The sequence below is a fragment of the Bacillus horti genome, from assembly GCF_030813115.1.
GTDB classification, from domain to species: Bacteria; Bacillota; Bacilli; order Caldalkalibacillales; family JCM-10596; genus Bacillus_CH; species Bacillus_CH horti.
In genome coordinates, this window is the sequence record NZ_JAUSTY010000005.1 from 1 (window position 1) to 12,193 (window position 12,193).

At 40.4% G+C, this 12,193-nt stretch carries 15 protein-coding genes; 14 read left to right on the forward strand and 1 reads right to left on the reverse strand.

The window, feature by feature from the left end:
- Window positions 1–187 precede the first annotated feature (187 nt).
- Window positions 188–931, reverse strand: a complete 744-nt coding sequence (locus J2S11_RS06660; protein WP_307392610.1) for a class I SAM-dependent methyltransferase — start codon at window positions 929–931, stop codon at window positions 188–190.
- Between the two features lie 210 nt (window positions 932–1,141).
- Here J2S11_RS06660 and folE point away from each other — a divergent pair, with 210 nt between their 5' ends.
- From folE to aroB, 14 genes are all read left to right on the forward strand, one after another.
- The gene (gene folE / locus J2S11_RS06665; protein WP_307392612.1) at window positions 1,142–1,708 is read left to right on the forward strand and encodes a GTP cyclohydrolase I FolE; all 567 of its coding nucleotides are present in this window, start codon (window positions 1,142–1,144) and stop codon (window positions 1,706–1,708) included.
- Window positions 1,709–1,750: 42 nt separating this feature from the next.
- Window positions 1,751–1,978 (forward strand): trp RNA-binding attenuation protein MtrB, encoded by a 228-nt coding sequence (gene mtrB, locus J2S11_RS06670; protein WP_307392614.1) that lies wholly within the window; start codon window positions 1,751–1,753, stop codon window positions 1,976–1,978.
- A 283-nt stretch (window positions 1,979–2,261) separates the two neighbouring features.
- Window positions 2,262–2,828, forward strand: a complete 567-nt coding sequence (locus J2S11_RS06675) for a hypothetical protein (RefSeq protein WP_307392616.1) — start codon at window positions 2,262–2,264, stop codon at window positions 2,826–2,828.
- A gap of 131 nt (window positions 2,829–2,959) precedes the next feature.
- Window positions 2,960–3,658 carry a heptaprenyl diphosphate synthase component 1 gene (locus J2S11_RS06680; protein WP_307392618.1) on the forward strand — a complete coding sequence of 233 codons (699 nt, stop codon included), beginning with the start codon at window positions 2,960–2,962 and terminating at the stop codon, window positions 3,656–3,658.
- Complete coding sequence (locus J2S11_RS06685) at window positions 3,630–4,451, forward strand: demethylmenaquinone methyltransferase (protein WP_307392620.1); 822 nt, start codon at window positions 3,630–3,632, stop codon at window positions 4,449–4,451. Before J2S11_RS06680 ends, J2S11_RS06685 begins: the two co-directional genes overlap by 29 nt.
- A gap of 2 nt (window positions 4,452–4,453) precedes the next feature.
- Entirely contained in the window at window positions 4,454–5,344 is an 891-nt protein-coding gene (locus J2S11_RS06690; protein WP_307392622.1) for a UbiA-like polyprenyltransferase, read from the forward strand.
- Entirely contained in the window at window positions 5,341–6,000 is a 660-nt protein-coding gene (locus tag J2S11_RS06695) for a UbiX family flavin prenyltransferase (protein ID WP_307392623.1), read from the forward strand. Before J2S11_RS06690 ends, J2S11_RS06695 begins: the two co-directional genes overlap by 4 nt.
- A gap of 1 nt (window position 6,001) precedes the next feature.
- Window positions 6,002–6,841, forward strand: a complete 840-nt coding sequence (locus J2S11_RS06700; protein ID WP_307392625.1) for a menaquinone biosynthetic enzyme MqnA/MqnD family protein — start codon at window positions 6,002–6,004, stop codon at window positions 6,839–6,841.
- Between the two features lie 38 nt (window positions 6,842–6,879).
- Entirely contained in the window at window positions 6,880–7,839 is a 960-nt protein-coding gene (gene hepT, locus J2S11_RS06705; protein WP_307392627.1) for a heptaprenyl diphosphate synthase component II, read from the forward strand.
- A 171-nt stretch (window positions 7,840–8,010) separates the two neighbouring features.
- On the forward strand, window positions 8,011–8,454 hold the full coding sequence (gene ndk / locus J2S11_RS06710; RefSeq protein ID WP_307392629.1) for a nucleoside-diphosphate kinase: 444 nt from the start codon (window positions 8,011–8,013) through the stop codon (window positions 8,452–8,454).
- A 115-nt stretch (window positions 8,455–8,569) separates the two neighbouring features.
- On the forward strand, window positions 8,570–9,352 hold the full coding sequence (locus tag J2S11_RS06715) for a CheR family methyltransferase (RefSeq protein WP_307392631.1): 783 nt from the start codon (window positions 8,570–8,572) through the stop codon (window positions 9,350–9,352).
- 18 nt (window positions 9,353–9,370) lie between these two features.
- Window positions 9,371–9,685 carry a hypothetical protein gene (locus J2S11_RS06720; RefSeq protein ID WP_307392633.1) on the forward strand — a complete coding sequence of 105 codons (315 nt, stop codon included), beginning with the start codon at window positions 9,371–9,373 and terminating at the stop codon, window positions 9,683–9,685.
- Window positions 9,686–9,884: 199 nt separating this feature from the next.
- Window positions 9,885–11,057: a chorismate synthase gene (gene aroC, locus J2S11_RS06725; protein WP_307392635.1), complete on the forward strand. Its 1,173-nt coding sequence runs from the start codon at window positions 9,885–9,887 to the stop codon at window positions 11,055–11,057.
- Complete coding sequence (aroB, locus tag J2S11_RS06730; RefSeq protein WP_307392637.1) at window positions 11,057–12,151, forward strand: 3-dehydroquinate synthase; 1,095 nt, start codon at window positions 11,057–11,059, stop codon at window positions 12,149–12,151. Before aroC ends, aroB begins: the two co-directional genes overlap by 1 nt.
- Window positions 12,152–12,193: the final 42 nt, after the last annotated feature.

Sequence of the window (12,193 nt, forward strand, 5' to 3'; positions counted from 1 at the left end):
GTGAGGGTTAGTTTCATATTGCCCAAAAACATATATCACTTATACTTGGTGTGTTAATTTTCAGGGTAGAAAGTATAAAATTTGATACCATGTTTCCTTCAAATTTTATACTTTCTGACGGCAAGAAAAGCTTCCTCTAATGATGGACTAGACGACTTCTTCGAGAGGGCTTCAATAGAAGCTTTTCTTATACCTTTTTCTCAGCTCTATATAAGCGATAGCCTATCTCTTGAGCGTGTGTCATGGTCAACAGCTGATGCTTTTGCTGGATATGCTCTAGTTGTGGATGGAGAGTCTTTGAAGGGTTTAGATCCATAGGCTCTATTGATTGAGAAGGAGCAGTAGCCTTAGCAAGAGCACTGGCAACAGATTCTCCTCCACGCACCTCACTTTTGGTAAATCCAGCGTCTATTAATAACTTAAGCCACTCCTGTTCTGTTGGTATATGCTCAATGTTATAGAAGCTTTTAAATTCATCTAGCTTTTTTCCGATACTGGGGGACTCAGCTGTCATTTCTAAAAGTATGAGAGCTCCATTTGGCTTTAATACTCGGTATAATTCTTTAATGCTTTGAGGGACTGAGGTGAAAATAAGGACAGATTCGGTAATAACAAAGTCAAAGCTATGCTGTTCAAACGGAAGCTGTTGTACATCTCCTTGTACGGAATGGATCGATAGTCCATCTCGTGAAAAACGCTGTGTAGCTTTCTCAAGCATCGTCTCATTATGATCAATAACTGTTACTTTACAACCATATTGAGACGCAATATAGGATGCTGTCTGCCCCGTTCCACAGCCTGCATCAAGTAGTTCTGTATGGGGGTGGAGCCTCTCTTGTTCTAAAAATTGCTTTGTAAACCCGAAGCCACCAGGATGTGCTCCCCCAATGCCAAGCTGTGCTAGATAAGTCTCATACAAACTCGATTCCATAAGTCCTCCTTATACTTGAGTCATTGATATAGTTTACGCACCTCCCTGTTCAATTTGTTCCAGTATATTTTTGTTCCATCATGTTATTGTGTAATCATTCAGCTGATTGCTTTACTAGCGCTATCGAAGTATGCTATATTTTCAATGAATTGTTAGCATTGAAACGTAAGAGAATAAAACTTGAATAGTGATGTACTAGGAGGAAAAGCTGTGAGTCGATTTGATTTAGATAAAATAGAGAAGGCAGTAACGATGATTCTAGAAGGAATTGGAGATGATCCAAGCAGAGAGGGAATAGTGGATACTCCAAAACGCGTAGCTAAAATGTATGCTGAGGTGTTTGCGGGGTTAGAGCAGGATCCAAAGGAGTATTTTGATGTTGTTTTTGGAGAGGATCATGAGGAACTGGTTCTTGTTAAGGACATTCTTTTTTACTCGATGTGTGAGCATCATTTAGTGCCCTTCTATGGAAAGGCCCATGTAGGCTATATTCCTCGCGGTGGGAAGGTTACTGGTCTGAGTAAGCTTGCTAGAGCTGTTGAAGCTGTAGCTAGAAGACCTCAGCTGCAGGAGAGAATTACAACAACAGTTGCTGAAGCTATTGTGGACAAGCTTGATCCACATGGAGTCATTGTAGTTATTGAAGCAGAGCATATGTGCATGACTATGCGTGGAGTGCGTAAGCCTGGAGCCAAAACAATTACATCGGCCGTGCGTGGCTGTTTTGAGCATGATGCGGCAGCTCGCGCTGAAGTAATGAGTCTGATCAAAAATTAAGCTACTGATAGAATAATCATTTGTATGAAGGAGGATTGGAAGGTGGAAAAAGCTAATGATTTTCTCGTGATCAAGGCTCAGGAAAACGGAGTCAATGTTATTGGGTTAACTCGAGGAAAAGACACTCGCTTTCATCATTCAGAAAAGCTGGATAAGGGCGAGGTCATGTTTGCTCAATTTACAGAGCACACGTCAGCCGTTAAAGTTAGAGGTAAAGCAGAGATTCATACACCATATGGGGTTATTTACTCTGAAAAGCCAGAAACCTGAGCATGCTCAATAACGTTGTCATGTAAGTGAATAGTAGATAATGAATGACTAAAGGAAGCTTCGATTCGAAGCTTTTCTTAGTTTTACTAACAGAATTTATAAAATTTGATACAATGTTTCTTCAAATTCTGACTGCATGTAAAAGCTTCCTCTAATGATGGACTAGACAACCGCTTCGAGAGGGCTTCGATAGAAGCTTTTCTTAATCTGATCTTTTGTTCCTCTTTTCATACGTCTATTTTCCTATAGATCTGGAATAGATATTACGGAGGAGGGAGATCTATTGAAAGTAATAAAAGGATTGACAATAGCGACATGTATGGCTTTAGGTCTTGGCTGGATTTTTGCCTTTTTTTCTGATGAAGGTCTTGGCTTCACGCAAAATATGATTTCTCGTGCTGAACAGCCCGTCTTTATAAATCAGCAGCCTATAATTCTTTCAAAAAAGACGCTTGTTTCTTTTATGAAGTCTATTCCGATGGAGTTTAGCTATAAGCAAATGGAGATTGAGGGGAACTCTCTATTTATCAAAGCCCATGTTTCCCTTGATGGCTCATCTAGCCATCAATTTATGCAGCAGCAAACGATCTTTAAAGACGCTTACACCTTGCTTGATTCAGTCTATCATGCCTCTACAAATATAGAGCATGTCTATATCCGTTTCATCCACTTTTCAGAGTCGCAAAATAGACTGCTGCTTTCCGTTGAAAGTGAACGTACTTCTTTTCTAGCAAATCCTCTCGACACAGATCAGCAGTTGGATATAGCGCATGGGCCTTATGAGGAACAGATTCTGCAGAGTACAAGGACAATATTTGGAACGGGATGGGAGTTTGATGACCTTAAATAATCTGTTTTTTCGGAGAAAAGCGGATTAGATGGAGGAATTCGAGCATATTTGGTATACTTGGTTCAGATGATAAAATGCTACATGTTTCACATAAAAGCTTGGATGTTTAATGATTAGTGCGGAGGATTAAGATGATATTAGCTCAATCACAGTATAGTCAGGTATTACAGCAGTTGATTAGGGAGGTTCAAGAGCGAGCGTTCCATCCATTTGTACAGGAGTATGTAACATATCCACCAATAAATAAACTACAGCTTCATTTGACCTACCTGTTTTTAACTAGCATTGGTGTGAGTGAGAGGCAAAAGAGTATCATCGTAAAATCTCAGCTTTTTGTACAGCTCGGACTTGATACTCATGATGATGTACCGATCGTCACTCAGGAGGAACAGGCGGTTACAACTCGGCAATTAACTGTGTTATCTGGTGATTACTTTAGTAGCTACTACTATCTGTTTCTCGCTGAGCATAATGAGATAGACTTGATACAAAAATGGGCAAAGGCGATACAGGAAATGAATGAGTTAAAAATGGAGCTACATGTCAATAAAGCAGTGTTCTCCGAAACGGAGTATCGTTATAAGCTAGACAAGCTTAAAGCGCTTTTAACGGAGCATGTCCTAAGCTGGTTCCAAGCAGAGGAAAAATGGTTTCAAATGAATAGTCTGCTGACTCAATTGTCTTTTTGGAAGGATATAGACGAAAATGAGCGGCAAATAGATGGCTTACTTGCAGAGATAAATGCACTTCTTAAAGGCTTTTCTTCTGAAAGCATTCAGAATGAATTATCCCTTTGGCTAGATGGATCACAAACAACCCACTCTTGTTAAAGGTGTAAGTGAAATTCCTGCACAAGCTATTCTAGACATAAGCGAAAAGATGGAGAGAGAAGAAATGACAAAACAGAATCAAAGTAAGGAACAATTTGTTCATCAAGTATTTGAAAATATTGCTCCTAAGTATGATTTCATGAACTCATTATTAAGCTTTCGCCGTCATAAAGCATGGCGGAAATTTACGATGAAGAAATTGAATGTCCAACCTGGTGAAAAAGCGATGGATGTTTGCTGTGGGACAGGCGATTGGACGATTAGCCTAGGACAAGCGGTCGGCTCGAAAGGTGAGGTCATTGGCCTAGATTTCAGTCAAAATATGCTTGATATTGGGGAAGAAAAACGCAAAAAAGAGGGTAACCTAGAGCATGTTCAATATATCCATGGCAATGCGATGGATCTACCTAGCAAGGATCATTCCTTTAATTATGCTACGATTGGATTTGCCTTGCGTAATGTCCCTGATATTAAAAAGGTTTTGAGTGAAATGAAGCGTGTTGTAAAACCCGGGGGAATGGTTGTTTCACTAGAGCTATCAAAGCCGATATTTGCTCCATTTAAATGGGTTTATTATGCCTACTTTAATTATATTCTGCCTCTTCTAGGGAAGCTGTTCGCTAATCGCTATGAGCAGTATAGCTGGTTGCCTGAATCCTTAAAGAGCTTTCCTGATAGCAGGGAATTAGCACGAATCTTTGAAGAGGTTGGCCTTGAAAGGGTAGAAACGTATCTTTTCTTCGGAGGCATTGCTGCTCTTCATATTGGCTATAAGAAGGACGAAGAGGTGTAGGTGTGAACAAATTTAAAGTTATTCTAGAAATGATCAAGTTTGAGCATACAATATTTGCTCTACCCTTTGCCTTTGTTGGGGCTATCCTAGGGACCCAAATTGCTTTTCAAGCGGGTGATGGTATCCATGCTTCTAGCTGGCCAACATGGGGGCAGATTTTTTGGATTGTGCTGGCTATGGTCGGTGCAAGAAGTGCAGCTATGGCTTTGAACAGGCAAATTGATCGCTTTATAGACGCTAAGAATCCTAGGACTAGTACAAGAGCTATTCCTGCAGGGAAGATAACGAGTAAGGAAATCCTTCTTTTTATCGCTGGTTCCTTCATTCTTTTATTTGTTTCCGCTTATATGCTTAATCCACTAGCTGTTAAGCTTCTTCCTGTAGCCGTGTTTTTTCTTGTGCTTTACTCCTATACCAAAAGGTTTACGTGGGCCTGCCACTATATACTGGGGATAGCGATCGCTTTAGCCCCGTTAGGAGGCTGGGTGGGAGCAACGGGTACTCTTCATTGGGAGTCCGTACTGCTTTTTCTAGCTATTTTGTTCTGGACAGCAGGCTTTGATATTATTTATGCTACACAGGATACCGAGTTTGATAAAAAGGCTAACCTTTACTCCATTCCTAGTTACTTTGGTGTTGCTAAAGCGTTATGGATATCAAGGGTTTCTCATGTGCTAGCAGCAGGACTTTTATTTTCATTATATTTCTTTACTCCCCTAGGGTGGATTTATCTGATAGGCTGCTTTGTCGCAGCAGGAATCCTGATATATGAGCATTCCTTAGTAAAGGCTAATGACTTATCAAAGGTTGATGTGGCCTTCTTTACCATGAATGGAATACTTAGTGTAGTTATTTTTGTATTTACTATAACAGATTTGGTGATCTTACAATGACAAACAATGTAAAGGAACAAACAACACAACTAACACAGAAGCAGGGAATAGCAGGTGAGCGTAATCAAAGAATTTTTGCTGTTGGTATTACCGGGGCCAGTGGTGGCATATATGGAGTTCGTCTAACTCAAAACCTTCTAAGCCTAGGACATAAGGTTCATTTAATTATTACTGAAGCAGGCTGGCAGGTTTTTAAAGAAGAGCTTGAGCTTGATACGTCTAATCGTGAACAAGTGATTGAAGAGCAGTTTTTAGCGTATGGCGGAGAGCTGCACTATCATACTTTGCGTGATTTTAACGCACCTATAGCTAGTGGTTCATATCAATGCGAAGGAATGATTATCATCCCTTGCTCTATGGGCACTTTATCAGGTATAGCACATGGTGCTTCAGGTAATCTTTTGGAGCGGGCTGCTGATGTTATGCTTAAAGAGGGTCGAAAGCTTATCCTTGTTCCGAGAGAGACCCCTTTAAATCAGATTCACCTAGAAAATATGCTAAAGGTTACCCAAGCAGGAGGAAAAATTTTACCTGCCATGCCAGGTTACTATCACCTGCCAAAAACGATGGATGATTTGATCAATTTCTTGGTTGGAAAAGCGTTAGATTCCTTACAGGTTGAACACAACCTATTTAAACGCTGGGGGGAGGAGTAAAATGCTAAAGGTCGGAAAAATCAATTATGCAAATGCCCTTCCCGTTTATTTTTCGCTTCCCATTGATCAATTAAAGGAACGCATGGCTTTTGTGTCAGAGGTACCTGCTAGCTTAAATAAAAAGATGCTGACTGGAGAGCTTGACGCTGGACCAATCTCTTCTTTTGCCTATGCTCTCAACAGTAAGCAATATCTTGTACTTCCTGATCTGTCTGTAAGTAGTAAAGGGAAAGTAAGGTCGATCTTCTTATTTTCAAAAAAACCGATTCATGAGCTTAATGGGGCCTCTATCGCTTTGACTTCAAGCTCGGCTACATCTATAGCTTTATTAAAGGTTATTTTAAAGTCTTTTATTCAGATTGATGTTACCTACCAAACGATGACTCCTAGCCTAACAGAGATGCTGCAGGAGCATGAGGCAGCACTGTTAATTGGAGATGATGCCATACGAGCGAATTGGCAGGAGCCAGACCTATATACGTATGATTTAGGAGAGCTTTGGCATAAGTACACAGGTAAAAGGATGACCTTCGCTGTTTGGGTTGTTCAAAAAACGGTAGCTTCCTCTAGATCCGTTTTGATAGAGGAGCTTTCACAAGCTTTTATAGAAAGTAAACGGATAACTGTACAAAATAGGCAACCCCTAGTTGAGGAGGCTTGCCGCATGTATGGGGGAAGCTTTGCCTTTTGGGATCAATACTTTGCTGGTTTGTCCTACGATTTTACTAAGGATCATATTGATGGTCTTGAAACATTCTATGAGCTGTCCTATCAAAATGGTTTGCTTCCAGAGCCAAGCAAGGTTGAGTTGTGGCAGCCGAACAAGGTAATATGTAAATAGAGATGGCAAGCTGAAAATAGAGATTAAGGTGGAACATAATGAACTTATTAGATATTTATAAAGAACTTAAATCAGATATCCAGTTCATTGAGGATGAGCTGAGCCACTCTCTAGATACGTCTCAAGCTGTATTACAGGAATCATCTGTTCATTTGCTTCATGCTGGGGGAAAAAGAATCCGCCCTGTTTTTGTGTTGCTAGGGGGAAAAAATGGAGAATACAACCTTGAACGGCTAAAGCATGTTGCCGTTGCTCTAGAGCTGATTCATATGGCTACACTTGTTCATGATGATGTTATAGACCATGCAGATACAAGAAGAGGGCAGCTAACCGTAAAAGCGAAGTGGGATAATCGAGTGGCCATGTACGCTGGTGATTATATTTTAGCGAAATCTATCGAGATCATCTGTAAGCTGAAGGATGCTAGAATTCATCATATTCTTGCTAAATCCATTAATGAGGTGTGCTTGGGAGAGATTGAGCAAATTAGATCCTTATACAATTGGGATCAGAACCATAGAACTTATTTTTTGCGTATTAAAAGGAAAACAGCTTTACTTATGGCCGTCTGCTGTCAGCTTGGTGGATTAGCCTGTGACGTTTCAGAAAAGCAGAGCAAGGCTCTCTATTATTTCGGATACTATGTTGGCATGGCCTTTCAAATTACCGATGATATACTGGATTTCACAGGAACAGAAAAGCAGCTAGGAAAACCAGCTGGGAGTGACTTGCTCCAAGGTAATATTACCCTACCTGTATTAGAAGCGTTTAAGCAGGGGGATACCCGTCAGTTAGTGATTAAAGAAATGGAGCAGCCAAAGCCTGATATGCCCTATGTGATTAAGCTGATTAAAAAAAGTGGTGGCATTGATCAAGCCAAGCAGGTCGCCCAAAAATATCTAGCCAAAGCAAGACAGGCCCTTGAAGCTTTAGAAAATTCACGCAGTAAAGAAATGTTCCTCAAGATTACACAGTTTATTGAAAAGAGGGATTTTTAAGTCTGTTCTCTGTTCTCATAATGACTTTTCATGAGAAAAAGATGGACCACAAAAACTAATCCTACGAAATTTGTAAGCGTTTATTGTTTTTCAGAAGTGTTTTTGATACAATTTCAAGTGGTGTGATGAATCATACAAATTATGTATACATATGATTAGGAGCTGACAAGTATGGAAAAAACATTTTTAATGGTTAAGCCTGACGGTGTTCAACGTAACTTAATCGGTGAAATCGTGCAACGTTTTGAAAAGAAGGGCTATCAATTAGTAGGAGCTAAGCTTATGCATATCTCCAAGGAGCTTGCTGAGGAGCATTATGGTGAGCATAAAGAAAGACCTTTCTTTGGTGAGCTTGTAAGCTTTATTACATCCGGTCCTGTATTTGCTATGGTATGGCAGGGAGACAATGTGATTAAGGTAGCTCGTGAGATGATGGGTAAAACAAATCCTGTGGATGCAGCACCTGGGACAATCCGTGGTGACTATAGTGTACAGGTAGGCATGAATATTATTCACGGCTCTGATTCTCCTGAAAGTGCGGAAAGAGAAGTTAATCTTTTCTTTAACGAGAGTGAGCTTGTAAGCTACGCAAAAGATATCAATAAATGGGTATAAAATAGCTCGAAATAGATGTAATTTGTAAAATTGAATCGAAAAAAGTCCGTTTTCGGGCTTTTTTTTTTGATTAATCATGATATATTTAGGATAGGTTTAAAAGGGGGAAGGTCGGTTGGAGGATCAGGATTTTATCAGTTTTATACATAATGTCAAAGCTAAGTCAGGTATTGACCTCAGTTTATATAAAGAAGCTCAGATGAAACGAAGACTTACATCCTTAAGAGAAAAAAGAAATTATAAAACCTTTGGTGCCTACTTCGAGGCGTTACATAAGGATTCTTCGCTATTTACTGAGTTTTTAGATAAAATGACGATTAACGTATCTGAGTTTTTCCGGAATTATAATCGTTGGGAGGTTCTTGAGAATAAAATCCTTCCACAGCTCTATAAAGAAAATCCTAAGCTAAAGGTTTGGAGTGCAGCCTGTTCAACAGGTGAGGAGCCATATTCTTTGGTCATGCTAATGAATAAGTTTAAGCCTTTAGCTGACATAAAGGTTATAGCTACAGATCTTGATGAAAATGTCCTCAAGAAAGCCAAGCAGGGCACATATATTGAACGGGCCTTGCAAGGTGTTCCGAAGGAATATGTTAATAAATATTTTAAACAGGATGATTGGCAGTTTAAGATATCTAATGAAATTAAAAGCAGAGTGCAATTCTCAAAGCAGAATCTTCTTTCAGATAAGTTTGAGGAAAAATTTGATCTCATATTATGTCGGAATGTGATGATCTATTTTACGGACGAGGCTAAGGCAACTTTGTATGATAAGTTTTCAAAGGCTCTTAGGCCAGGTGGGGTTTTGTTTGTCGGAAGCACGGAGCAAATTTTTCATCCAGATCAATTTCAGCTAGAATCAGTAGATACGTTTTTTTACCGCAAAACCAATAGGTAAACCAAGTAAGGAGAATGTATGGTTATTGAAGTGATTTGTATCATGTTTCTATCGTATCTGTTTTATAGACAAGGGATAAGGCAATTATTTAAAAGTCGATTATTAAAGGATATGAAAGCTGATTTTTTTGCCTACTCCTTTTTAATGATAACAGGTCTATTGTTAGGCACATTATCTAGCTTTGCCGTACTGTGGTTATTGGTAGAGGTATATCATCCTGTTCTACAGGTTGTCGTCGCTTCTTTGTGCTCTATTTTCATTGGTGAGTTCCTCTACCGTAGGAATAAGTATCTTATTAAGAAAACATTGCCCCAATCTAAAAATAGTAAGTAAGCTCCTCTGAGGGAGCTTTTTTGCTAACTTATAAGAAAGACTAGTATTTACTGGGGCTGGGTAGAGTTAAGCTTTTCTTCAAGAGTTGAATCATATATAATGAGAAAATATCATCTATTATTTTTATTACTTAGACGCTTTAAAGAAGGGAAGTGTGAAGCGAAATAAAACCTGAAATAAAGCAAGGGGGAGTCATAGCATGAGATATTTAACGGCTGGAGAATCACATGGTCCACAATTGACGGCTATCATTGAAGGTGTTCCTGCTTTTCTACCGATAACTACGGCAGAAATTAATAACGATTTGGAGAGACGTCAAAAGGGCTATGGACGTGGGAGAAGAATGCAGATTGAAAAAGATCAGGTTCAGTTTGTAGCAGGAGTTAGAGATGGTCACACAACTGGTGCTCCAATAGCTCTTGTAGTTGAGAATAAGGACTGGACACATTGGCAGCATATCATGACAGCTGATCACATTGATGAGGAAAATCAGGGCAAGCGAACCGTATCTCGTCCTCGTCCAGGTCATGCGGATTTAAACGGAGCTATTAAGTATAAGCATCGTGATATGAGAAATATTCTTGAGCGCTCAAGTGCTAGGGAAACGGCTATTCGTGTGGCCTGTGGCTCGCTGGCCAAAAAGCTATTAAGTGAGTTCAATATTGAGGTTGCCTGTCATGTTAGACGTATTGGGCCAGTAGAGGCAGCTGTCCCTGATTTAAACGAGCTTTCCATCGCTGATATTAAACGTATAACAGAAGATTCGCCTGTGCGCTGCCTAGATGCAGAGGCAGCAGAAAAAATGATGCGTGCTATTGATCAAGCGAAGGAGGAAGGCGACTCGATTGGTGGAGTGGTAGAGGTCATTGTTACGGGAGTTCCGATCGGTTTAGGCAGTCATGTTCAATGGGATCGTAAGCTTGATGGGAAAATAGCTCAAGCAATTATGAGTATCCAAGCGTTTAAAGGAGTAGAGGTAGGGATTGGCTTTGAAGCGGCTGAGCGTCCAGGCAGTGAGGTTCATGATGAGATTGCTTGGTCGGAGGAAAGAGGCTATTACCGTAAAACGAATCGCTTAGGAGGCTTTGAAGGTGGAATGACGAATGGGATGCCTATCGTTGTACGTGGTGTAATGAAACCAATCCCTACGCTATATAAACCTTTACAAAGTGTAGATATTGATACAAAGGAGCCTTTTGAAGCAAGTATTGAGCGCTCTGATAGCTGTGCCGTTCCTGCTGCGAGTGTTGTGGCAGAGGCCGTAGTGGCGTGGGAGGTAGCTAATGCCTTCTGTGAGAAGTTTGGCTCTGATCATATTGGTGAGATGAAAAGCTTACTACAAAGCTATGTTGAGGAGGCTAAGCAGTTTTAATGGAGGCTTTACAGACGATACAGGTTAAGCTGGGAGAACGCTCCTATCCGATATGGATAGGTCCTCATTTATTGCAGGAGCTACCCTCATATTTAGAAAAGCTGAAGGTTACAACAAAGCAAAAGCTACTCATTGTAACGGATAGTCATGTTGAACCATGGTATTTGACCGGTTTAAAGGAAGGGCTAGAACAAGCAGGATATTTTGTTTGTTCTTATACAATTCCTGCTGGGGAGGAATCCAAATCCCTACAGCAATATGAACAGGTTCTCACTTACGCCTTAGAGCAAAAGCTGGATCGTAGAAGTATTGTTTTAGCTCTAGGTGGCGGAGTTGTCGGAGATTTGGCTGGCTTTGTAGCGAGTACGTTTATGCGGGGAGTTGGCTTTATTCAGCTCCCGACAACTGTACTAGCTCATGACAGTAGTGTGGGTGGCAAGGTGGCCGTGAATCATCCATTAGGGAAAAATTTAATCGGCAGCTTTTATCAGCCCTTAGCCGTGATTTACGATACGATGACTTTGAAAAGTCTACCTAAAAGAGAGGTGGCTTCAGGCTTAGCTGAAGTAATTAAGCTCGGTCTAATCAAGGATCGTAGCTTCCTAGAATGGCTTGCGGAGCACAAAGTTCAGCTTTTAGGTCTAGAAGAACCCTTTTTATCTCATGCGTTAGGGGTAGCCTGTCAGATTAAAGCTGATATTGTATCCAAGGATGAGAGAGAAGAGGGCATCAGAGCGTTGCTTAATCTTGGTCATACGTTTGGTCATGCACTTGAGTCACTTGGGGGGTATGGGAAATACACTCATGGAGAGGCTGTATCTATTGGTATGGTTATGGCTGCTCAGACAAGTGAATACGTCTATGGAAGGGATGATCTGAAGCAGCAGGTTCAAGAGATTTTGTCTTCCTATGGTCTTCCTGTAGCCTATAATACGGATTGGTCTGAGAAACAGATCCTAGACAAGATGTACTTAGACAAGAAGGTGCTGGCAGGAGCTTTAAACCTTGTATTGCTGGAGGATATCGGTAATGGAAAGGTTGTTCCAGATGTGGCTCCGGAGTTGATTATTAACGCGATTAAAGCCCATAAGTAGTTTATTTGTATTATGAAGAACTTTTTACCCGTTTCATTTTGT